This is a genomic window from Saliphagus infecundisoli (assembly GCF_020177375.1).
GTDB lineage: Archaea > Halobacteriota > Halobacteria > Halobacteriales > Natrialbaceae > Saliphagus > Saliphagus infecundisoli.
The window spans coordinates 20,108-42,899 of record NZ_JAIWHV010000029.1 but is presented as its reverse complement, the minus strand read 5'-3'; the positions used below and the strand labels follow the sequence as shown (position 1 = coordinate 42,899).

The following is a 22,792-nucleotide window of genomic DNA, read 5'->3' as shown; positions in this document are numbered from 1 at the left end:
TCAGCGTCGGTCCCGCCTGGTGGTTCAACGACAGCCCGTTCGGGATCGAGGAGCACTTGGAGTACGTCGGCACCGTCTCCCTGCTCGCGAACTCCCCCGGGATGGTCAGCGACTCCCGGAAACTGCTCTCCTACGGCTCGCGCTTCGAGATGTTCCGGCGCTCGCTGGCGAACGTCCTCGGCCGACAGGTCTCCCGCGGCCAGGTCCCGATCGAGGTCGCTCGCGACGTTGCCAGGGAGGTGGCCTACGACCGTCCCCGCGAGGTCTACGGCTTCTGACCGGCGCTACAGGGCGCTTTTGTCGTAGGCGCCGTCGACGACGATCTCCTCGCCGGTCGTAAAGGAGGCCCCGTCGCTGGCGAGGTAGATCGCCGTCCCCGCGATCTCCTCGGGGGTCGCGACGCGCTCCATCGGCGTTCGGTCGTCGATCGCCTCGCGGGTCTCGGTCCCCTCGTCAAAGGCGTCGCCGGCCAAGGGCGTTTTGACGAACCCCGGCGAGATCGCGTTCACCCGGATCTCGGGAGCGAGATCGGCCGCCGCCGCGCGGGTCAGTCCGTTGACCCCCGCCTTGGCCGCACAGTACGCCGGCCGGTTCTCTCTGGCCTGGCCCGCCGACATCGAGGAGATGTTGACGATCGCACCGTCGTCCATCTCGCGGCCGAAGGTCCGACACGCCCGGAACACGCCGGAGAGACAGACGTCGATGTCCTGGCTCCACTGCTCGTCGGTCATCTCGGTCACCGACGCCCGCGCGACCGACCCCGCGGAGTTGACGAGGACGTCGACGTCGCCCATCGCCTCGACGGCGTCCTCGCGGAGCCGTTCGAGCGAGTCGCCGTCGGTGACGTCACAGGTGGCCCCCGTCGTTTCGGCACCCCGCTCGCGGAGTTCCGCGGCGACCGCCTCGCCGGCCTCGGGGTCCCGGCTCGCGGCGACGACGTCCGCCCCGTCCTCGGCGAACGCGAGCGCGATCGCCCGCCCGATGCCGCTGGTCCCGCCGATCACGACCGCCGACCGTCCCTCGACGCTCACGTCAGTAGACCTGTCCATGCCCGGTCGATCGGGAAGCCCGATCAAAGGGGTTGTGGTATCCGCCACCTACTCTTGTGACTTCTCCCCGCCTTAGTTCGCGCTGACGCGCTCGGTGAGGGCGGGGCTTCCCTGTTCGACGACGCGGTTTGCAGACACCTGCTGAAAGGAGGTGTCCGTAGGGACTGCAGTCTCCGAGGGCGTTGATTCGGCACAGCCCATGCCTAATTGTCCGAATCCGCGGTGGAGCACGTTCCACGCGGCGTTTTCGTCCCTGTCCGCTTCGAACCCGCAGGCGGGACAGGAATGGTCGCGGACCCACAGTGGTTTCTCGGTCTCGACACCGCAAGCCGCGCACTCTTTGGTGGTTCCTGCTGGTTCGACCTCCGCGAAGTGAGTTCCTTCGCGTTTGCACTTCCACTTCAGCAACGTCCGAAACGTTGCCCATGCCGCACTCGCACGGTTGTGCGAGTTCGACGGCAGTTCCATCATGTTCTTTGCGTCCAACTTTTCGACCGCCACGAGGTCGTAGGTCTCGGCGTACCACCTCGAGAGCTTGTGCAGGAAGTCGCGGCGCTTTCGCTTGATGTCGGCATGGCGTCGAGCAACTTTCCGTTGCTGTTCGCGGTAGTTGGTCGACCCGTGCTCTTTGCGCGAGAGGACACGCTGTTCGTGTTCTAACCGCTCTTGTTCGGCCGAGAGGTCCAACGACCCGACGGCGTGGCCGTCGGTGTCGTGGGTGTATTTCAGTATTCCCACGTCGATACCGACACACTGCTCCGGGTTGTCCGGTTTCGGAGGTGCTTCGACGCCGGTGTCGAATTGGAGCGAAGCGTACCACCGTCCGGTGGCTTCGCGTTTCACGACGACGCCAGTTGTCGTGGCGTCGTCGGGGAGGTCTCGGTGAGCAACCACGGGAACGTCGCCAATCTTCGAAAGGTGCAACCTGTCGCGGCCACTCGTTTTCTTGAGTTCGAAGCCGGTCTGGTTGTACGTGAACGAATAGTAGTCGCCTACACCTTTCCACTTGAGTTTGCCGACGTTGGAGCCCTTCTTCGCCTTTTTCGCAAGGTTCGAACGGTCCTTGTAGAGGCGGCGAACGACCATCTGAAGCACTTTCGAGTGGACCGACTGGAGGTCGGTCCACCACTTTTTGAGTTTCGGGAGACGATTCTGTTCTGGTGTGTACGACGGGTCTTCCAGCCGATTCATCCGATGCAGGAAGTGGTTGCGGACCTGTCGGCAGGTATCCAGTGTCCACGCCAACCGCTCTTTCTGTTCGGGCGTGGGATTGAGCCGGAACCGGTAGGTGCAATTCATCGGCGCTGGTTGTCGACATACTCGGTGAGCACGTCGAGTGAGACCTGTCCCGTCAAGATGAGACAGTACGAGTCGTTCCAGAACGAATCTCCCTGTTCGTCCTTGAGTTCGGGGAACTCATTGCGAACCCTCCGCGCAGTCGCTCCCTTGAGCGTGTTGACGAACTTCACGAGGTTCGTCGTGGGTTTCGTTGTGAACAGGACGTGTATGTGGTCGTCTTCGCCGTCGAGGTGCGAGACCTCGACGCCGTAGTTGTCTGCGAACCCGTCGATGACCTCGTGGATGAAATTGGTTCTGTCTTCGGTCAAGACTTCACTCCGACACTTCGTGACGAGTATCAGGTGATAGTGGAGCGAATAGACCGAGTGCGAACCTGAATCGAGGTTGTAGGCCATCGGGTGCCTTTATATGTATTATATCCAACTATATGAATATTCCGACGCATGGTGAATCAGACGAAAGAACAGATGATGACGGCACTGCCTCCCTCCCTACTCCGCTCCTTGTCCGCCGGTCGGCGGAGTGCGGTGCTCGTTGAGGAAGGGGAATTAACGCCTGCGTTAAGGTTAACCGATCCCGTCCTCAACCGAGGGTATGGACCTCGAGATACCGACGCGGTTCGAACGCGACTGGAACGACCAGGCTGACACGCCCGTCCGCTTCGCGGTAATCGGCCTCGGCGGCTTCGCCCGGAACACCGCACTGCCCGCGATCGAGGCCGCGGACTACTGCGAGACGACGGTCGTCGTCAGCGGCTCCCCCGAGAAGGCGAGGGAGGTCGCCGAGGAGTTCGACGCCGACCGCGCGCTCTCCTACGAGGAGTACGGCGCGGGCGAGGGAAGCGAGGCCTACGACGCGGTCTACGTCTGTACGCCCAACGCCCTCCACCTCCCCCACGTCGAGACCGCCGCCGACCTCGGCAAGGACGTGCTCTGTGAGAAGCCACTCGAGGCGACCGCCGACCGGGCCGAGCGCCTCGTCGCCGCCTGCGAGGACGGCGGCGTCACGCTGATGACGGCCTACCGGATGCAGACCGCCCGCTCGATCCGCTGGCTCCGCCGGCAGATCAGTGATGGAGTCGTCGGCGATCCGGTCCGGATCGACGGCGAGTTCTCCTTTTCCCTGCTCGACGGCGGCGATCCCGACCAGTGGCGGATCGACCCCGACCTCGCGGGCGGGGGCGCCCTGATGGACATCGGCGTCTACCCGATCAACACCGCCCGCTTCGTCCTCGGCGAGGACCCGATCGCGGTCCGGGCGACGGCCCACTCCACCCGGCCCGCCTTCGAGGGTGTCGACGAACACGTGACCGCACAGCTCGAGTTCCCGGCGGCAGTGACCGCGACGTGTGCGGCGAGTTTCGGCGCGGCCTCGGCGAGTCGCTTCGCCGTCACGGGCACGGAGGGCCGGATCGTCGTCGACTCGGTGTTCGGGATCGACGACGACCGGGAGATAACGGTCGAGACCGACGGGGGGACGGTCACGTTCGACGCCACGGCGCCGAGTGAGGTCAGAGAGGAGTTCGATTACTTCGCGGCTCGCGGCGAGAGCGGGCCCGACGGCCGACACGGGCTCGTCGACATGCGGATTACGGAGGCGGTGTACGACTCGAGCGAACGCGGAAAACGGATCGAACTGAGAGGTTAGACTGGCTCGTCGTCCTCGGCGGACTTGGCATGGCGGGCGCGGATGCGGGGGTTGCTGATCCGGTCTAACGACTGGGCCAGCAGGATCAGCCCCATCGAGAGAAGCGCGATGAAGACGACCGGCGCGAACATATAGTGAACCTGGTCGGTCGCCAGCAACGCGCCGGACTCCTCGGCGGCGTCGAGGACGACCCCCCAGTTGTTGTTGCTCCGGGGAAGGAAGCCGAGGTAGTAGAGCGCGACCGACGAGAAGATGATCTGTCGGGCGTGGTTCGCGAGGTTCATCAGCACGTACGGCACGATGTTCGGGAGGATGTCCTTGAGGATGATCGAGACCGTACCGACCCCCATCGCGCGGGAGGCCTCGACGTACTCGTAGCTGCGGACCTTCAGGACCTCCGAGCGGATCGCCCGGCCGAGTCCCCCCCAGGCGGCCACCGAGAGGATGAGCCCGATCATCGCCGGATGCCGGGGTTCGATGATCGCCGCGATGACGATGATGAGGGGAAGCCCCGGAATCGCCATGACGGTGTCACAGATCGTCATCAGCACCCGATCGGTGCTCCCGCCCCGGAAGCCCGAGAGGGTTCCGACGGCGACCCCGAGGGTGACCGTCGCGATCGCGCCGGCGGTGATCATGATCATCACCGGCGTCGTTCCGTGGACCATCAGCGCGAGGATGTCGGTCCCGGTGTTTGACGTCCCCAGCGGGTGTTCGAGTCCGCCCTGCATCGGAGTTACCCACCGATCGAACGTCGCTGTCGGGCTCTTGGTGTAGCCGGGACCGACGATCCCCAGGATGGTAAACGCCACGATGATCACGATCCCAGTCACTCCCCGCCAGTCGGAAAGGACGACCTTCGCGGGCGCGTAGACCGACCGATCCAGCTTCCGGTAGAGGATTTCTTTGCGGTCGACCTCGACGCGTCCCTCGTCGGTCAGGAACTCCCGGCGGGCCGCGCCGCCGTCGGCACGAGTCGCGGGCTCGTGGTTGCCCGTGAGACGCTTCACGTAGCGTTTGATCTGGGTGCGGAGCGGGACGCCAGTCGAACTGCCGTAGACCTCGGCGTCGTCGCGACCGGTCTTCGCGCGCGGGTCGATTCGGCTGTAGGTGAGGTCCGCGATGAACATGGCGATCACGACCGCGATACAGATGATCATGAACCCGCCGACCATCAGCGGGTAGTCGCGGTTGTTGACCCCCTCGTACATGTACCAGCCCATCCCGCGGTACTGGAAAACCTCCTCTAGGACGATCGAGCCGCCGATCATCCCAGCCATGAGGAGGAGAAGCCCGGTGTAAAGCGGGAGGATGGCGTTGCGCATCACGTATCGCAGCGCGATCCGGGTCGGGGGCAGTCCCCGGAGCTTGGCGACCCGGATGTGATCGGAGCCGAGGACGCTGATGGAGTTGCCCCGCATGTCAAGCGAGGCCGCCGCCCCGGTGACGATCATCGAGGCGATCGGCAGGGCGGCGTGGTGTAAGGCCCCGCGGACGAACTCGTAGTTGAGCCCGGGTGTCGCCTCCCCTGGATAGCGCGCGCTCGTCGGGAACCAGCCGAGCTGGTAGGCGAAGACGAACGAGAGCAAGAGCGCGGCGACGTAGTACGGCGTCGAGCCCTCGACGACGGCGAAGCCGGTCATCCCCGCGTCGAACTTCGAGCCTTCGTAGTAGGCCATGATCGCCCCCAGACAGATGCTCGAGGTGAAGACGATGACCATGGCGATCGACATGTAGAAGATCGTCCACGGGACCGCCTCCGCGAGCACCGAGTTCACCGACGCGTTCTGGGACATCGAGTGGCCCAGATCCCCCTGGAACAGCGAGGACATGTACTGGATGTACTGGATGTGCAGGGGTTGGTTCGGGTTGATGCTCAAGTGGAGTTCGACGAGCTGGCGGGCCGTCTCCGACGGCATCCCCTCGTTTACCATCTCGACCATCATCGCCTCGACCGGGTCCCCCGGCATGAGGCGCACGAGCGCGAACGTGAGATGGAAGACGACCAACACGGTGAAGGCCGCCTGTGCCACCCGCTTTATGAGCCAGTTGGTCATGGTCTATTGATACCAAAAGTCCATCGGGCAAGCGTAATAACAGTTCCGGTAGCTGGAGTCCGACTCATGGCTCCTCGAAGACCGTCTCGCCGGGCGCGAGGCGGTCGGCGACGGCGTCCTCGTCGAGTTCGACCCCCAGTCCCGGCTCGTCGGGAACGGCGATCTGCCCGTCCTCGATGATCGGTCCCCCCTCGATCACGTCGTCCCACCACGGGAGATCCCGGGCGTGGTACTCGACGGCCATGAAGTTCGAGGTCGCGGCGCCGACGTGGGCGGAGGCCATCGTGCCCAGCGGCGAGGCGACGTTGTGCAGCGCCACGGGGATGTAGTAGGCTTTGGCCATGTCGGCCATCTTCTTCGTCTCGAGCATCCCGCCGGTCTTCGGCACGTCGGGGTGGAGCACGTCGAGACCCTGGTTCTCGATCAGCCGGCGGGCGCCCTCGACGCGGTAGACGTTCTCTCCCGCGGCGATCGTCGTCTCGCTCGCGCGGGTGACCTCCATCTGGACGTCGTGGTTCTCCGGGGGAACGGTGTCCTCCAACCACCACACGGGATAGGGCTCGAGCGCCGAGGCCAGCCGGCGGACGGTGTCGCCGTTCCAGCTCCAGTGACAGTCGAAGGCGACGTCCGCACGGTCGCCGACGCGATCGGTCACCGCCTCGACGATCTCCCGGCGGTAGTCGACCGCGCGCGCTGAGAGGCGCTTGGTCCGGCGGTCCTCGTCGCCGCGCTCCAGGCCGTCGAGGTCGAACTTGATCGCGTCGAAGCCGTCGGCGAGAACCCCCTCCGCGGCGTCGGCATACGCTTCGGGTCTGTATGCGTCCTCGCCGCCGCCGGCGTGGAGGTGCTCGCCGGCGTGACAGTCACAGTAGACCCGGACGTCCTCGCGGTGTTTCCCCCCCAAGAGCTGGTAGGCGGGCACGTCCAATAGCTTCCCCGCGAGATCGTGGAGCGCGATGTCGATCGCCGAGATCGCCGTCACGCCGATCCCGGACATCCCGCCGAGATACGAGAGCCGGTCGAACAGCTCCGTACACCGCGCGTCGATGTCGAGGGGGTTCTTCCCGACGAGCAGCTCCCGTACGAAATCGACGTACTCGTCGGCTTTCGGACCGAGGACGGCCTCGCCGGTTCCGGTCATGCCCTCGTCCGTGTAGATCCGGACGTACGTCCAGAAGAACTCCGACTCGACGCGGGTCGTCCGGACGTCGGTTATCTCCACGTCGCGCACATCGCTCCCTTGTGCCATACGCTCCCGGGAACCTGCCGGAACAAAAACGTCCCGATGCGACGGCTCGTCGGGAGCAAAAGACGGGTGAAAACAGCACAAAAACGGAACGATATCGCGGAGCTATGGGGTCGGAACGGAGTCGACGGCTTAGGTCTGACTGATGCCGTTCTGGAGCATGTAGTGGGCGATCCGGTTCGAGGTGAGCCAGTCGTCGGACTCGACGTCGAAGTTCCAGTTCGCGGCGTCGACCCAGTAGTGCTCGCTCCAGGGGTAGATCATCAGGTTCGGGAGCAACTGGTTGTGTGCCCACGCGACCCTGGTCGCGATCTCCATCAACTCGTCTTCGCCGCCCGCGACCGCCATGTTATCCAGGGCCTCCCGGAAGTTGACCGTGATCGTGTCGCCCTCGGGGTTGCCGACCTCGGGCACCTCGACTTCCTCGCTCAGGATCTCGGTCCCGGTGACCGCCGCGCGGTCGGCATCGAACAGTTCCTCCTCGAAGTCCGGCAGCGGGTGGTACTGTCGGGCCATCCCGTAGTTCAGATGGACGCTGATGTCGTACTCGAGGGTGTCGCCGTACTCGGACTGCCAGGTCCCCATGGCGTTGGAAGTGCGTTCGGAGCTAATGCCGAACTCGGTCAGGTTGTTGTTGATGATCTCGCCGTGGTCCGGGAACCAGTCGCCGTGGGGGAACTCGAGTTGCCACTCCTCGTCCTCGGGAGTGTACCAGGTGCCGTCGTCGAGACTGAAGCCGACGCCCTCGAGGAGTTCCTGGGCGCGGTCGGTGTCCCGGACCGAGTAGTCGGTCATCGCTTCGAGGGCGTCCTCGGCGACGAAGTTCTCGATGTAGCCGATGTCGACACCGGCGGAGTAGGTGTCGACCGGCGTCGAGGGGGCGACGGTCTCGACCAGATTCTGACAGTCGATCGCGTACGCGATCGCCTTCCGGACGTCGGGCTCCTGGGAGATGTACTGGTCCTGGGGACCGAACAGGAGCGCGAACGTCTGGCCGGAGTACGACACCGGCGGCGACTCGTAGATGTCGGGCAGGTCCGCGGTGATCGCCGTGTTGTGTGCCCAGCTGGCGTCTTCGGAACGTAGCCCCTCCTCCCCATCGTACTGTCCGGTTCGGAGATAGAGCTCCCAGTCCTGGGCGACCGGGTGGTTCTGGTTCGGAACCCGGTCGGCGTACTCCTCGTTGGCCTCGATCCACATGAACGGACCCGAGTACATCGCCTGGTTCCACTCGGGCGCAAACTCAATGATGTTGCCCTGGATGTTCGAGATCTCCTCGTCGGAGTCGGTGTCGGCGAACTCCTCGACGAACCCGCCGTACTGGGCCTCCGAGACGTTCAAGATCGTCTCGGCGAACTGGTTCTCCCAGAACGAGGACTCGAGTGCCTGGTAGTCCTCGCGGGGCTGGAGGACGAGCGTGGTGTCGTCCTCGGCAGTGATCCCCTCGTCGGGGTTGATGTAGGTCTCGAGACCCATCTCCATGTAGGCGCTGAGGCGCATCGCCGTCTCGAAGTCGGCGGCCGTGACCGGGTCGCCGTTCGACCAGCCGTAATCGCTGCTCAGCGTGATCTCGGTCTCGAGGGTCTCCTCGTCGATCGACCACTCGTCGGCAACGCGGGGGATGTACTCGCCGTCCCCCGTGTGGTACACCGAGAGGTACTCGTAGCCCAGTTCCTGGAGGTCGCCCGCGTTCCACGAGGAGTGATAGGGGTTGAGGATGTACTCCCCATCGTAGGGGGTTGTGGCGTCCGGTAGATTCGCCTCGCTCCACTGCTCGTAGTCGGCGTCGAACTCCTGTTCGACTTCCTCGGCTTCCCCGCCGTAGTACTCCTCTAAGGCGTCCTCGCCGCTGCTGTCGTTGCCGTTTCCGTTGCCGCTGTCGTTTCCGTTGCCGCTGTCATTCCCGTTGCCATTGCCATTGCCGCCGTCGCCGCCGAGACAGCCGGCGATCGTCCCGGCGCCACCGACGCCGACCAGTGCGAGTGCTCTCCGTCGTGAGATGGCGCGCTGCCAGTGCTGCTTCTCAGGCATCAGTCGAAATTGATGATAATGTATGATAAATGTTTCGGCCGGCGGCGATCCATCGTGGAGCGGTTCACGACGAGATCCGTTGCGTCGTCCGGACCGTGCGTGGCGCCCGGGGAGGGAGCGATATCGACGATTTGGTCCGGGGGAAGAGCCGAAGGGCTGGCTCTGTCGACGGCGTTTCGGGGCATGCGAAACCGAGCCGGCCGGAGAGAGCGCGATCGCTTCCGACACCGTCCGCTTGCGAGAACGTGGGATTCCCGATACGAACACGGGCGGACGCCGTCGAGTTACGCCCGTCTGCGAAACCGCTTCGGGGTCAAACCGGTTCGATCCCGTTCTGCAACAGGTAATGGGTGAGCCGGTTCGAGGTCAGCCAATCCTCACTTTCGAGGTCGAAGTTCCAGTCATCGGTGTTGACCCAGTAATGCCCTCCGCCCCAGGGGAAGCAAACGGCCGCAGGGAGCTTCTGGTTGTGGACCCAGGCGAGGTTCGTCGCGTGATCGACGAGTTCGTCCTCGGAATCGGCCGTCAACATCGCGTCAAGCTCCTCGGGAACGTCGAACGTTACCGTATCTCCATCCGGGCTGCCGACTTCGGGCACCTCGACGGTCTCCTCGACGATCCCCGTCCGTTCGGTGAGCAATCCCATGGTGCGATTGTTGAACACGTCGTTGAAGTCGGGGTAGGGATGATACTCGCGAGCCATCCCGTAGTTCAGATGAACCGTCATATCGAAGTCGAGGGGCTCCATGACCTCCGACTCCCAATTTGGCATCTCGCTGACGTAATGATCGACGTCGATTCCGAACTCCTGGAGATTGTTCGAGATTATCTCCGAGTGGGTGTCAAACCACTCGCCCACCGAGAAATTGATGTTCCAAATATCGCCGTCCGGCGTCAGCCACTCGTCGCCATCAAGCTCGAAACCGATCGGTTCGAGGAGATCCTGAGCGGTCTCCGTGTCCTGGGGCGCGTAGTTCGCCATTGCATCGAGGGCGTCGGCCTCGACGTAGTCTTCGACGTACAGGGAGTCGATCCCCGTGGAGTACTCGTCGTGGGGCGTCCCGTCCGTGGCGGTGACCTCGGTCAGGTGCGGGATGTCGACGGCGTAGGCGAGTGCCTGGCGCACTTCGGGATACTCGCGGATGTACTCGTCTTCGGTCCCGAAGATGATCGCAAACGACTGCCCGTCATACGGCAACGGTCCTTCGCCGTACTTGTCGGGCACGTCCTCGAGTTCGGGACTGTCGTCTCCCCAGTCGACCTCGCCAGATTCGATTCCCTCCTCGTCGACGTACATGCCGGTTCGTTGGAAGAAGTTCCAATCCTGTGCGATCGGATGCTCAGGGTTCGGGACCTGGTCGGCGTACTCCTCGTTGGCCTCGGCAAAGATCCAGGGGCCCGAGTACAGGACCTCGTTCCAGCTCACGTCGTAGTTGAGGAGGTCCTCCTGGACGCTCTCGTGTTCGTCATCGTCCCCCGCGTCCTCGAACTCCTCGACGAACTGACCGTACTGGCTCTCCGAAACCGTCAGGTTCGCCTCGGCCCATTGGCTCATCCACAGGTCCTTCTCCAGATCGCTGTACTCGTCTACGGGCTCGATGACGAGCGTGTAATCGTCGTCGGCGTAGACCCCCTCCTCGATGTCGACGAACTCCTCGATTCCCAGACTCAAGTGGCCGTCTAACTTGTACGCGGTGACGAAGTCGTGGGCGGTGATGTCCTCGCCCGTCGACCAGCCGTACTCCTCCGAGAGGGTGACTTCGGTTCGAAGGGTGTCGTCGTCGATCGACCAGTCGTCGGCAATGCGCGGTACGTACTCGCCGCGTTCGGTGTGGTACACCGCCAGGTACTCGAACCCGAACTCCTGTCCCAAGTCCCCGGGGTTCCACTTGGGATGATACGGGTTGAAGATGTGGTCGTCCTCGAACGGGTTGAGTTCCGCCGACGGGTACAGGACCTGGTACTCGTCCTCGTAGTCCTCGTTGTAGTCGACGTCATCGAGAACTGGTTCCAACCCCGTTTCTCCGAGGAGCTCTTCGTCCTCGTCGTCAGTACCATTACCCAAACAGCCGGCGATCGCCCCGGAACCACCGACGCCGACCAGTGCGAGTGCTCTCCGTCGTGAGATGGCGCGCTGCCAGTGGTGCTCTCCAGACATCCGATGGAGATGGATGATAATGAGTGATAAATATTCTGGCCAGCAATTAGTTATGCGATAGTCACGCACCAGCGACCTGCCAATCGCCCGTCGGATTCCGGACTGCGCGTGACGCCCGGGGAGGGAAGGATATTTATAATTATGGTCCGGAGATGGGGGTGAATGTCTGGCCCTGTCTACAGCGTTCGGTACGCACGGAACCGAGCCGGCCGGAGAGAACGCGGGGAGAGGTCGCGATGGTGAACGAAGCGATGAGCGTCGACCGGGAGAGCCGCTCCGTCGAGGACCCGATCCTCACCATCCGGGACGCCAACGTCCGCTTCGAGATGGACAAAGGTGCCTCGCACGTCCTCAAGGACGTCACCGTCGACATCGAACGCGGGGAGACCCTGGGTGTCGTCGGCGAGTCGGGGTCGGGGAAGTCGATGTTCGCGGACACCTTGCTCGACGCCGTCGTCGAACCTGGGGTCGTCAGCGGCGAGGTTACCTACTACCCCGAGGACGGCGACCCAGTCGACGTCCTCAACCTCAAGCCCTGGGAACTGCGCGAGCTTCGCTGGGAGGAGATCTCGATGGTGTTCCAGGGCGCGATGAGCGCCTTCAACCCCACCATGCGGATCGGCGAACACTTCGACGAGACCCTCGAGGCCCACGGCTGGGACAAAGACGAGGGGATGGAGCGGGCCGCACAGCTCCTCTCGGATCTCCACTTAGAGCCCAACCGGATGCTCGATTCGTTCCCTCACGAGGTAAGCGGCGGCCAGAAACAGCGCGCGCTGATCGCGCTCTCGCTCATCTTAGAGCCCGACGTCCTCGTCATGGACGAGCCGACCGCCGCGCTCGACCTCCTGATGCAGCGGTCGATCCTCAATCTCCTCTATGACCTCCGGGACAAGTACGGGCTCACGCTCGTGTTCATCAGCCACGACCTCCCGATCGTCTCGGGGTTTGCAGACCGACTGGCCGTGATGTACGCCTTCGAGTTCGCCGAGGTCGGTCCCGCAGAGGAGATCCTCGGCGGCGCCGCCCACCCCTACACGCGGGCGCTGTTGCAGGCGACGCCGAACCTCGAGATCCCCCTAGAGGAGATGCGCCCGATCGAGGGCGAGAGTCCGGACCCGGTCAACCACCCCGACGGCTGTTCGTACCACCCCCGGTGTCCGCTCGGCGACGAGTTCTGTACGACTGAGGATCCGGGCTTTTACGACGTCAGCGACGACCACGAGGTCCGCTGTCACTACTGGGAGGAGGCAGACGAGGCCGTCCCGCTTTCCTTCGGGGGTGAGGGTCAGTGAGCACCCGACCCTTAGTCGAGGTCGACGACCTCGAGGTCCACTTCGAGGACTCCTCGCTGGTGGGCTCGATGGCACCCTCCTGGCTCGCCGACCGCCTCGGGGTCGCCGACGATCCGCCCGTGCGCGCGGTCGACGGCGTCGACCTCGAGCTCGGCGAGAACGACGTCCTCGCGCTGGTCGGCGAGTCCGGCTGCGGGAAGACCACCCTCGGGAAGACGATCGTCGGCCTCCAGAAGCCAAGCGACGGCTCGGTGCGGTATCGGGGCGACGACATCTGGAAGGTCCGGGAGGGCACCGCCGACACCGACAGGACCTTCGAGGAGATCCGCCGGTCGCTCCAGATCATCCACCAGGACCCCGGCGCCGCGTTGAACCCCTACCGGTCGGTGCTGGACAACCTCGCGGTGCCGCTCAAACGGTGGCATCCCCACCTCAACTACGAGGAGCGGCGCAATCGCATCCTCGCGATGCTCGAGCGCACGGGGATCACGCCCCCGGAGGACTACTCCAACCGGTACGTCCACCAGCTTTCGGGGGGCGAACAACAGCGCGTGGCGCTGATCCGCGCCCTGCTGGTCGAACCCGACGTCATCCTCGCCGACGAGGCCGTCAGCGCGCTCGACGTCTCCTTGCGCATCGGCGCGATGGACCTCTTCCTCGAGATGCAGGACCTGTTCGACACCTCGTTCGTCTTCATCTCCCACGACCTCGCGAACGCCCGCTACCTCGCCGGGAAGTCCGGCGGGAAGATCGCTGTGATGTACATGGGCGAGATCGTCGAGATCGGAACCGCAGAGGAGATCATCCACGATCCCCAGCATCCCTACACGAAGGTCCTCCAGTGGGCGACGCCGAAACTCGACGCCGAACTCGCCGAGGAGGCGATGCGCGAGTCGCCGCCGATCCGGAAGATCGACATCCCCGACGCGACGAACCCGCCGTCGGGCTGTCGGTTCCACACCCGCTGTCCCGAGGCTCGGGAGGCCTGCCGGGAGGAGACGCCCGCGCTCTACGACAGCGGCGGAAGCCACCGGACCAAGTGTTTCCGCGAACTCGAGGATCACGAGTACTGGAACAGCGAGGAGATCACCGACACGGACGCCGACCCCGACGAGTACACGATGGACGCCGAGGACGTAGACGAGGGCTCGACCGCCGATTAGAACGGTTTCCAGCCCGAGAGCAAGGCGAGAAGCGACCCCACGAGGGTCGTGCCGACGATGATCGCGCTGACCTGTCCGATCGCGTACGAGGAGGTGCCCGGCTCGAGATGGAGAAACGACCAGCCGAGCAGGGCGAGCATCGCGGCGCTGACGGCCAGAAGCGACATCCACAGTTGCTGGCTCATGCTTGCGGGCGAGCGGGCCATGTCCCGAGATACCGTGTCTGCGGGCAAAAGGGTGGTGATCGGGGTCCCCACGGTCCCGACGATCGATCGGGGGTCGGGGGTATCCGGTGTGGGTCGATCGCATGATTGATATGGCGGGACCCCGACCACCCGGACATGATCGACGTCTACATGGACCGGTTCGAACACCCGTACCTGCTCACGCTGTTGCCGATCGCCGCGATCCTGCTCGGGCTGTCGGCGATCCTGGAGAGTGCGGACATGGGAACGTGGTCGGGCTTTCTCGTCCTGTACGCGACGTCCGCGGTCATCATCTGCCTGATCGGCTACGCCGCCTTCTTCCTGTTGAAGGCGAGCACCCGGGGGCTCCGATGGTGGCGCTTCCGTCGGTACCGGACCGACTAGAGGGTACCGTACCGATCCCAGACCTCGAAGACGCTATCGCCCGACCGGATGTCCGCCCGGACCGCGTCCTCGGTCTCTAGCTCCTCCTCGCCGCGTTCGACGATCTCCTCGACGTCGTCGGGATCGATGACCACGATCGACTCGTAGTCGGCAAAGAGGACATCGCCGGGTGCGATGGTGACGCCGTGGACCTCGACGGGGACGTCCCACTCCCGGAAGCTGACGCGACCGAACGACTCGATCGCGCTGTGACCGTCCGACCAGACCGGGAAGCCGTGCTCCTCGATCAGCCGCGAGTCCCGGGTGGGGCCGTCGATCAGGGCGCCGACCGCGCCCTGCTGGGCGACGATCGTGCTGAGGAGTTCGCCCCAGAGGCCGACCTCGGTGTCCTTGGGGGCGGCCATCACGACGAAGTCGCCCTCCTGGGTGGAGTCGAGATACTGGAAGAACTCGGAGTCCTCGGGGTCGTCGCCCGACCCCTCCTCCTCGTAGCCGATCTCGACGCGCTGGGAGGGGTGGGCAGTGCCGACGACCGGCTCCCTGCTCCAGACGGGTCGGATCCGGGTCCCCGGGATGACGTTGTCGCCGATCCCCATCTCGTCGGTGATGTCGTTGATGAGTGCGCTGTGAAGGTTCGATAGCCGCTCGCGCTGGTCGTCCGTGAGAGTCATTCGCGCCCGGAGCCACTCGGGGTCGGCCCATAAGCCTGCCGCTCCGAGCGCAACTACTGAGTGGCTGGCCCTCCGAAACGACGTATGGACATATCGGGGCTCCGGAACTCCACGCGACGGGCGCTGCTCGTGACGATACTGCTTGCCGCCGGCGCCGTCGCGTACTTCCTCGTGCGCGGCGAGGGTGCCTCGGCCGTCATCGTCGGCGCCCTCTTTCTCGCCTGGGGCTACTTCGAGTACCGGGGGCGCCAACTCGACGCCGAAGCCATCGAAGACGAGGACGAAGACCCCTTCGAGCGGCGCAACCGGAGGCGATAGCTGGCCGACCCCCGCCGAACCGTTCCCGATCGGGATCGTTCAGGGTCGTTCGGGAACAGAACACGTCGTTTCTCCGTTCGCGGATCTCGTTCTCTCTGAGAGAAAGATATTCTGTGTGAGGGTCCGAAATCGGAGGAAGGTGGACCGGGAGGGCTCGTGTTTCAGTTCTCCGGCGCCCGTAGTGGCGTGGGAGTTGTTCCATCGCGCGTTCGAAACCACTTACACATGTACGTTTGTAACGGAATAGCGGAGGATCCCAGGGAACCAGTCCGTTCCACCATCAGAGAACGCACTTTGTATATTGGGGAATATGGTTCAGTATAGTATTACGGAGACGACTCCGGTCGTCGAGCGGGGGAACCGCTACCCGTAGCTTTAGGTACGGGATCAACCTGAAGGGAGACGATGGTCGATCAACCACTGCGCGAAATCGCCGACGAGCGCGACGTTCGAATCGGGGCCGCCCTGGCGCCCGGCAGCCTGCGAAGCGATCCGAGCTACTGGAAGCGCGCGAAAGACGAGTTCAACGCGATCACGCCCGAAAACGCCCTGAAGATGGGGCCACTGCGCCCGTCGCCGAAGACCTACGACTTCACCGACGCCGACGCGATCGTGAACTTCGGCGCGGCCCACGACAAGTACGTCCGGGGACACACGCTCGTCTGGCACAACCAGAAGCCCGACTGGTTCGAGGCCTGGGAGCATACAGACGACCAGATCCGTACGTTCCTCAGAGATCACATCCACACCGTCGCGGGGCGCTACCGCGCGAAGATAGACGCCTGGGACGTCGTCAACGAGGCGATCGCCGACGACGGGAGCCTCCGGGAAACGGTCTGGTCGGAGGCCCTCGGCGAGGAGTATCTCGATCTCGCCTTCGAGTGGGCAAGCGAAGCTACCGACGCCGACCTCTACTACAACGACTACGGCGCCGACGCGATAAACGAGAAGTCCGACGCGATCTACGACCTCCTCGAGGGCATGCTCGACCGGGGAATTCCCGTCGATGGCGTCGGACTCCAGCTTCACGCCCTCGGGGACCATCCCGATCCCGAAAGCATCGGCGAGAACATCGAGCGGTTCCGCGAGCTGGGACTCGACGTCCAGATCACCGAGATGGACGTCGCCTTCCACCGGGGGGAGGTCCCCGACGACCCCCTCGAGGTCCAGGCCGACTACTACCGTGACGTCTTCGAGGCGTGTCTCGATGCGGGGTGTGAGACCATCGTCACGTGGGGCGTCGCCGACGCGAGCACGTGGCTCCGGGGCTTTGCGGACTTCCCCGAGCGCTACACCGGCGACCCGCTCCTGTTCGACGAACGCTACGACCCCAAACCCGCCTACGACGCCGTCCGAGCCGTCCTCGAGGACTGACCGGCCGGGCGTCGCGCTCGGGGCGGATCGAAGCGGAACGTTTTGGAACCCCCATACCGGAGAGCGAGTATGTTCGATTCCGAGTACGACGACTGCTGGCTCCGGTACGACCGCGCCGAGAGCGATCGGCTCGACACCTACCGCCGGCTCTGTACCCACGCCTACGTCTCCGACGCCGGCCCCGAACTCGTCGCCGTCCGCGAGGAACTCCGCCGGGGACTGGGGGGTCTGCTCGACCGCGAGCCCCACCTCTGGCACCACCCGCCGCGATCCGTCGAGGGCTTTCTCGCGATCGGCGGCCCCGAGGAGCTGCGCCCGATCAGCGAGACGGTCGATCCGGAGGAAGTACGAGCACTCGACGACGACGGCTTTCTCATTCGGTCGGTCGAGTGGGAGGGCAGCGACTGCACCGTGCTGACGGCACCCGCCGACGCCGGCCTCGTCTACGGCACCTTCCACCTGCTCCGGCTCATGAGCCTGGGCGAGCCGATCGACGACCTCGATATCGTCTCCGAACCCGCCAACGCCGAACGGATCGTCGACCACTGGGACAACCCCTTCCGCCGGAAGGTCGAGCGCGGCTACGCCGGCCCCTCGATCTTCGACTGGGAGCGCCTGCCCGACCTCAACGAACGCTACGCCGACTACGCCCGGCTGCTCGCCTCGGTGGGGATCAACGGGATCTCGGTCAACAATGTCAACACGAGGATTCCCGGACGCGAGGGCGCGAACGATGCGACCTCGGAGTGGGAGGGCTGGCAACTCATCGAGAGCCGGAACCTCGAGAAGATCGCCGCGCTCGCCGGCGTCTTCCGACGCTACGGGATCGAGCTCTACCTCTCGGTGAACTTCGCCTCGCCGGTGTTGGCCAGCGATCTCGACACCGCCGACCCCGTAGAGCCCGAGGTCGCGGCGTGGTGGGAACGGAAAGCCACGGAGGTGTACGACCTGATCCCGGACTTCGGCGGGTTCGTCGTGAAAGCCGACTCGGAGGGCCAGCTCGGCCCCTACGATTACGACCGGGACCACGCCGAGGGCGCGAACGTCATCGCGGAGGCGTTAGCGCCCCACGGCGGCCGGCTCTGGTGGCGCGCGTTCGTCTACTCCGAGCACGACGACCGGGCGGTCCAGGCCTACGAGACGTTCGAACCCTTAGACGGAGAGTTCGCCGACAACGTCACCGTCCAGATCAAGAACGGCCCCATCGACTTCCAGCCCCGCGAGCCCGTCTCGACGCTGTTCGGCGCGATGCCCGACACCGATCTGGGCTGTGAGCTCCAGATCACCGGCGAGTACACCGGCCAGGGCGTCCACGCCTGTTATCTGGTACCCCAGTGGAAGGAGGTCCTCGACTTTGACACCCACGCCGACGGCCCCGATACACCCGTCAAGGAGTTGCTCGCCGACCGGGAGGGCCAGGGCATCGCCGGCGTCGGCATCGTCGGCGACGACCCGAACTGGTTCGGTCACTACCTTCTGGGGTCGAACCTCTACGGCTTCGGCCGGCTCGCGTGGGATCCCGACCTCGGCTCGGAGGAGATCGCCGACGAGTGGACCCGACAGACGTTCGGCGCTGGCGACGCCGGGGAGACGATCCTCGAGATCCTCATGGAGTCCTGGCAGGCCTCGATCGACTACCACACCGGGGGGATCGGGCTGATGCACATGATGTACAACGGCGAGGCCGCCCTGGAGAACCACTACGATCCCGCCCCCGAGGAGTGGCCCGAGTACCACGGCGCGACCGAGGAGGGGATCGGCTACGACCGGACCGCCGCGGGAAGCGGCTACGCCGGCCAATACCGCGAGCCAATCGCCGCCCGCTACGAGGACCCCGAGACCTGCCCCGAGGAACTGCTGCTCTTCTTTCATCACCTCCCCTGGGACCACGAACTCGAAGACGGCACCACGGTGGTCCAACGCCTCTACGACAACTGCTTTGCGGGCGTCGAGGCCGTCGAGGAGCTGCGGGATCGGTGGCAGGGTCTCGAGGGCGAGATCGACGAGCGCCGGTACCGCCACGTCGCCGAACGCTTCGACGAGCACGTCCTGCAGGCGAAGCGGTGGCGGGACACCCTCTGTGCCTTCTTCTACGAGCATTCAGGAATCAAGGACGAACACGGCCGACCACCGGCCGTCTGAACGCGACATCGGAATTCCGACGGCAACCACGAACGCGCTTTTCTCTTTCGATCCCAACCGTCGGTCGAAAACATGCGACCCACGAGACGGAGAACCGCCGTCCGGGACGCCGCGGACGAGCGGTCAGGAGACCGTGATCTCGACCTCGTGGGTGGTGGAGTGGTCCGTGTTGTCCGTCGCGGTCAGCGCCACGGTGTAGGTGCCCGTCTCGTCGTAGCGGTGCTCGACCCACCAGCCCGTCCCAGTGGTGCCGTCGCCGAACGTCCATTCGAGCGAGTCGATCCAGCGACCCTTGCCCGTGGCGTCCTCGACGTCGAACGTGATCCGCTCGCCGACGGCCGCCTCGGTCGTGCCCGGCTTCGCCCGCGCGAGGGGGCCGTCGAGATCCGCGGCCCGCACGATCACCGTGTCGGTGGTCGTGCGGCCCTGATTGTCGGTCGCGGTCAGCGAGACGCGGTAGGAACCTGGGTCCTCGAACCGGTGGGCGGCCCACCAGCCCGTCTCGGCGGTTCCGTCGCCGAAGGACCACTCCAGCGAGTCGATCCAGCGGTCGTTGCCGGTGGTGTCCTGCACCTGGAACGTGAGGCGTTCGCCCACGGTCGCGTCGGTCGCGCTCGGCTTCTGGCGGGCGATCAGGTCGTGGTCGGCGTTCTCGACCGTGAAGGCGAATCCGAGGTCGGTCGTGATCCCCGCCGAATCGGTCGCGCTGGCTGCGAGGCGGCGCCGGCCGCGGGCGGTGAGCGTCCCGCCCGCCCACGAATCGCCGTCGAGGGTCACCGACCGCTCTGCGATCGCGCCCTCGTCGCTGACGGACACGTCGGCCTCGTGGGGCGCCTCGTACGTGCGGTCGGCCTGGAGGTCGTCGATCACGATCGAGGGGCCGGTCCGATCGACCGACTGGGCTCGTGAGAGCGAGACCGACGTGAGGTAGACGTAGAAGTTCGCCCCCGTCGGCGGGATCGTGATCCGAAGGTGGGTGGCGTCCTCCGGAATTCCCGACTCGACCGCGTAGCGCCACTCGGCGTAGTAGCCGTTGGAGTCGTTGGCGGGTGTCACGACCTCGTGGCTCGCGTCGACGGCCTCGAAGGAGTCGCCCTCGGCCGAGGCCTCGAGGACCAGGTCCTCGAAGTCGCCGCCGTTGGTGGCCGAGTAGTTGACGCGCGCGGTCACGTCGAACGCGTCGAACCCGTTGGGGGCGCGGTAGGTCACCGAACTCGGCTCATCCGCCGTGGTCTTCTCGAACCAGCTGTCCTCCCCGAAGCCGGCGTCGCGGCTGCCGACCGTGACGTTCGCGTTCGAGTCGGTCTTCGAGAGGTCCGTCGCATCGTCCTCGAGTACCGTCTCCGACTCGTCGCCGTTGACCGTGACCGTCGCGCTCGCGGCCGCCGTATCGCCGTAGGCGGTCGTGACCGCCGTGACGGTCGCCGTACCGGCGCCGGCCCCGGTGACGACGCCCTCGCCGTCGACGGTGACGACGCTCGCGTCGCTCGTTTCGAACGACAGGCTGTCGGCGCTGGCCCCGAGTTCCCGCCCGCGCTCGGTGACGATCGTGACGCCGACGTCCGTGGTTTCGCCCGTCTCGAGGGTGTGTGTCGGAACGTCGAGTTCGACGTCGGCGATCGACGCGGGCGAGAGTTCGACGGTGGCCGACCCGTTCTCGTCGTCGACGGTCACCGTCGTGGCGCCGAGCGAGCCGTTCGCGCGCGCGGTGATCTCGTAAGTCCCCTTGAAGCCGTCGGTGGCGTAGGCACCTTCGGAATCGGTCTCGCCCGAGACGTCGGTCCACCACTCGCCGAGCACGAGGTCCCGGTAGACCTCACCGTGGGGCCGCAGCGACCAGTCGCTGTCGTAGTAGGCCGCGGTGGGGCGCCAGTGTTCGTCGGGCCAGAAGCCCCACGACATCACGCCGTCGACGGCCTCGTGGCTAAAGGCCGCCGTCAGGACGTCCCGGACGTAGTCGGCCTGGGTCTCGACCTCGTTTTCGCTGCCCCGGTCGTTGATCTGGACGTCGAACTCGGTGAGCTGGAGGGGGACCCCGAACTCCGCGAACCGGTCGAACGTCGAGACCAGTTCCGACGGCGGCGTGAGGCTGCCGAGCGTGAAGTGGCTCATAAAGCCGATCCCCTCGACGTCCGCGCCGTTGTCCTGGAGCCAGCCGATGTGGTCGTAGTAGGAATCCGCGAGGTTCCCGTTGAGGATGTTAATCTCGTTGATATACATCCGGGAGTCGGGGACGGCCTCGTGGGCAGTCTCCCACCAGTCGAGGACGTACTCCCGCCCGATGTCCTCCCAGATCTCGGGGTAGAACAGGGGGTGGTTGTGCATGTCCCACTCCGGGAGCCGGCCCTCGAACTCGTCGGCGCGCTCGCGGATGAGCCGCTTTACCTCCTCGTTGATCTCGGTGGCCGACTGGTCCGAATCGATCCCCATCCAGTCGTAGGTCGACCACACCAGGGCGTGGCCCCGCGTGGGAATATCGCGCTCGGTCAGCCAGTCGATGGCCGCACGGGTGTTGTCCCGATCGAGGGACTCGCCGTACTCGCCCTCCCACGCCGGCACCTTCAGCCCGTTCTCGGGCACGGCCTTGTTGAAGTTCTCCAGGAACGTCTCGCGGTAGGTCTCGTTGCCGTCGGGGAACTGCGCGGCCGAGACCGCCGACCCGAAGTCGAAGGCGTGTTCCTGCATCGCCACGTCGACGGCCGCACCCTCGACCGGATCGCCGTGCTCGTTGACCACGGTGACCTCGAGGTCGGTCGTCCGGATCTCCTCGATGCGCTGGTTGGCGGCGTCGCGCCACGCGGCGTCCTCGGCCCGTCCCGGGTAGTCGTAGTCGAAGGAACTCGTCGGGAGGTCCCCGACCGCGACGTCCGTGTCACCGTAGTCGACCAGCGCGAGGCCGCCGAACTCGACGGTCTGTTCGCCGTACCCCGTCCAGAACTCGGTATAGGGCTGGAACGCCGAGCCGTCGGGTCTGGCGATGACCTCGATCGGGAAGTAGTAGCGCTGCCACTGCTGGCCCGGCGAAACCTGCACGGTCCCCTCGATCATGTTCTCCGAGTAACCCGTCGAGCCGTCCGGGTTCGTGTACTGCCACTTGAATCCCGCCTGGGTCTCGACGGGTTCGCCCGCGCTCGCGGTCCCGACGCCCCGGAGGTAGACCACCACGAGCAGGACGTCGCCCTCCTCGAACGAGCGGTCGGTCACGTTCGCCCTGTATGTCGCGGCGTAGGGGTTCTCGGGAACCTCGGTCATCTCGACGCGGTCGGCCCGCGTGATCGGTACCTCCGCGTTCACGTCGACGACGGTCTCCGTGCCGCTTTCGGGCGGGTCGAGCGCGAACGCCTCGAGGACGGCGTCCTCGCTCGTCCCGTAGACGAACTCTCCCTCCGGAAGCCCCTCCTCGCCGGTGAGGGTGTCCCGGAGGGCCTGGTGGTACGAATCGAGGTCCTCCGAGTCGCTCTGTGCGACGGCCCGACCGGAGCCGACCGTCGCGCCGAGGCCGGCCGCCGCCATCGCCTGGAGGAACGAGCGCCGCTTGCGGTTCGAGTGAGTGCCATTGTCGGTCATGGGTGTCGTTGGGTGCCGTGGGCGTCCCTATCAGCCGTGGGATACCCTATCGGTAACGCAGTTGGACAGTCAGGATCCGAAGTAATGTAACTATCGTTATTGACTGTCCGGGTCCGGCGGACCCGCGTCGGGTCCCGGAGGGATATGGGTGCCGGCGGGCGCTCCCCACCAAACCTCGTCGAGGT

The 22,792-nt window shown here is 65.3% G+C and carries 18 protein-coding genes; 8 read left to right on the top strand and 10 right to left on the bottom strand.

From position 1 onward, the window contains the following. A partial coding sequence (locus tag LCF40_RS19575) for a glucuronate isomerase (protein ID WP_224829861.1) occupies nt 1-278 on the top strand: 278 nt, incomplete at its 5' end. Between the two features lie 6 nt (nt 279-284). Here LCF40_RS19575 and LCF40_RS19570 read toward each other — a convergent pair. The 3 genes from LCF40_RS19570 to tnpA all read right to left on the bottom strand — a co-directional run bounded on the left by LCF40_RS19570 (nt 285) and on the right by tnpA (nt 2,743). Continuing rightward, nucleotides 285-1,049 carry an SDR family NAD(P)-dependent oxidoreductase gene (locus LCF40_RS19570; RefSeq protein ID WP_224829860.1) on the bottom strand — a complete coding sequence of 255 codons (765 nt, stop codon included), beginning with the start codon at nt 1,047-1,049 and terminating at the stop codon, nt 285-287. A gap of 72 nt (nt 1,050-1,121) precedes the next feature. Beyond that, nucleotides 1,122-2,348, bottom strand: coding sequence for an RNA-guided endonuclease InsQ/TnpB family protein (locus LCF40_RS19565; protein WP_224829859.1), 1,227 nt, complete (start codon nt 2,346-2,348; stop codon nt 1,122-1,124). Beyond that, nucleotides 2,345-2,743, bottom strand: coding sequence for an IS200/IS605 family transposase (tnpA, locus tag LCF40_RS19560; protein ID WP_224829858.1), 399 nt, complete (start codon nt 2,741-2,743; stop codon nt 2,345-2,347). Before tnpA ends, LCF40_RS19565 begins: the two co-directional genes overlap by 4 nt. 199 nt (nt 2,744-2,942) lie before the next feature. On the opposite strand from tnpA, the gene gfo6 reads away from it, so the two are divergent. Then, nucleotides 2,943-3,995 carry a D-xylose 1-dehydrogenase Gfo6 gene (gene gfo6 / locus LCF40_RS19555; protein ID WP_224829857.1) on the top strand — a complete coding sequence of 351 codons (1,053 nt, stop codon included), beginning with the start codon at nt 2,943-2,945 and terminating at the stop codon, nt 3,993-3,995. On the opposite strand, the gene LCF40_RS19550 is transcribed toward gfo6, so the two are convergent. The 4 genes from LCF40_RS19550 to LCF40_RS19535 form a co-directional block, all read right to left on the bottom strand. Next, the gene (locus tag LCF40_RS19550) at nt 3,992-6,052 is read right to left on the bottom strand and encodes an ABC transporter permease subunit (RefSeq protein ID WP_224829856.1); all 2,061 of its coding nucleotides are present in this window, start codon (nt 6,050-6,052) and stop codon (nt 3,992-3,994) included. The two genes, gfo6 and LCF40_RS19550, sit on opposite strands and share 4 nt — an antisense overlap. Before the next feature lie 64 nt (nt 6,053-6,116). Then, entirely contained in the window at nt 6,117-7,301 is a 1,185-nt protein-coding gene (locus LCF40_RS19545) for a mandelate racemase/muconate lactonizing enzyme family protein (RefSeq protein WP_224829855.1), read from the bottom strand. Between the two features lie 129 nt (nt 7,302-7,430). After that, nucleotides 7,431-9,329 carry an ABC transporter substrate-binding protein gene (locus LCF40_RS19540; protein WP_224829854.1) on the bottom strand — a complete coding sequence of 633 codons (1,899 nt, stop codon included), beginning with the start codon at nt 9,327-9,329 and terminating at the stop codon, nt 7,431-7,433. 313 nt (nt 9,330-9,642) lie between these two features. Beyond that, on the bottom strand, nt 9,643-11,487 hold the full coding sequence (locus LCF40_RS19535; RefSeq protein ID WP_224829853.1) for an ABC transporter substrate-binding protein: 1,845 nt from the start codon (nt 11,485-11,487) through the stop codon (nt 9,643-9,645). Nucleotides 11,488-11,723: 236 nt separating this feature from the next. Here LCF40_RS19535 and LCF40_RS19530 point away from each other — a divergent pair, with 236 nt between their 5' ends. Together LCF40_RS19530 and LCF40_RS19525 are read left to right on the top strand one after the other, a co-directional pair. Beyond that, on the top strand, nt 11,724-12,782 hold the full coding sequence (locus LCF40_RS19530; RefSeq protein WP_224829852.1) for an ABC transporter ATP-binding protein: 1,059 nt from the start codon (nt 11,724-11,726) through the stop codon (nt 12,780-12,782). After that, nucleotides 12,779-13,945 carry an ABC transporter ATP-binding protein gene (locus LCF40_RS19525; protein WP_224829851.1) on the top strand — a complete coding sequence of 389 codons (1,167 nt, stop codon included), beginning with the start codon at nt 12,779-12,781 and terminating at the stop codon, nt 13,943-13,945. Before LCF40_RS19530 ends, LCF40_RS19525 begins: the two co-directional genes overlap by 4 nt. Here the strand turns inward: LCF40_RS19525 and LCF40_RS19520 are convergent. Then, nucleotides 13,942-14,151 (bottom strand): hypothetical protein, encoded by a 210-nt coding sequence (locus LCF40_RS19520; RefSeq protein WP_224829850.1) that lies wholly within the window; start codon nt 14,149-14,151, stop codon nt 13,942-13,944. The two genes, LCF40_RS19525 and LCF40_RS19520, sit on opposite strands and share 4 nt — an antisense overlap. Before the next feature lie 135 nt (nt 14,152-14,286). On the opposite strand from LCF40_RS19520, the gene LCF40_RS19515 reads away from it, so the two are divergent. Further along, a complete protein-coding gene (locus LCF40_RS19515; RefSeq protein WP_224829849.1) occupies nt 14,287-14,535 on the top strand; it encodes a hypothetical protein in 249 nt (82 codons plus the stop codon). On the opposite strand, the gene LCF40_RS19510 is transcribed toward LCF40_RS19515, so the two are convergent. Beyond that, the gene (locus LCF40_RS19510) at nt 14,532-15,206 is read right to left on the bottom strand and encodes an RraA family protein (protein ID WP_224829848.1); all 675 of its coding nucleotides are present in this window, start codon (nt 15,204-15,206) and stop codon (nt 14,532-14,534) included. The genes LCF40_RS19515 and LCF40_RS19510 overlap by 4 nt on opposite strands. Nucleotides 15,207-15,290: 84 nt before the next feature. Between LCF40_RS19510 and LCF40_RS19505 the strand changes: the two genes are divergently transcribed. The 3 genes from LCF40_RS19505 (at nt 15,291) to LCF40_RS19495 (ending at nt 19,040) form a co-directional block, all read left to right on the top strand. Next, a complete protein-coding gene (locus LCF40_RS19505; RefSeq protein ID WP_224829847.1) occupies nt 15,291-15,524 on the top strand; it encodes a hypothetical protein in 234 nt (77 codons plus the stop codon). 405 nt (nt 15,525-15,929) lie between these two features. Further along, complete coding sequence (locus tag LCF40_RS19500) at nt 15,930-16,898, top strand: endo-1,4-beta-xylanase (RefSeq protein WP_224829846.1); 969 nt, start codon at nt 15,930-15,932, stop codon at nt 16,896-16,898. Nucleotides 16,899-16,967: 69 nt separating this feature from the next. Continuing rightward, nucleotides 16,968-19,040 carry an alpha-glucuronidase family glycosyl hydrolase gene (locus LCF40_RS19495; RefSeq protein WP_224829845.1) on the top strand — a complete coding sequence of 691 codons (2,073 nt, stop codon included), beginning with the start codon at nt 16,968-16,970 and terminating at the stop codon, nt 19,038-19,040. A 123-nt stretch (nt 19,041-19,163) separates the two neighbouring features. Here the strand turns inward: LCF40_RS19495 and LCF40_RS19490 are convergent, their stop codons facing one another. After that, nucleotides 19,164-22,607, bottom strand: coding sequence for an endo-1,4-beta-xylanase (locus LCF40_RS19490; protein WP_224829844.1), 3,444 nt, complete (start codon nt 22,605-22,607; stop codon nt 19,164-19,166). Nucleotides 22,608-22,792 lie beyond the last annotated feature (185 nt).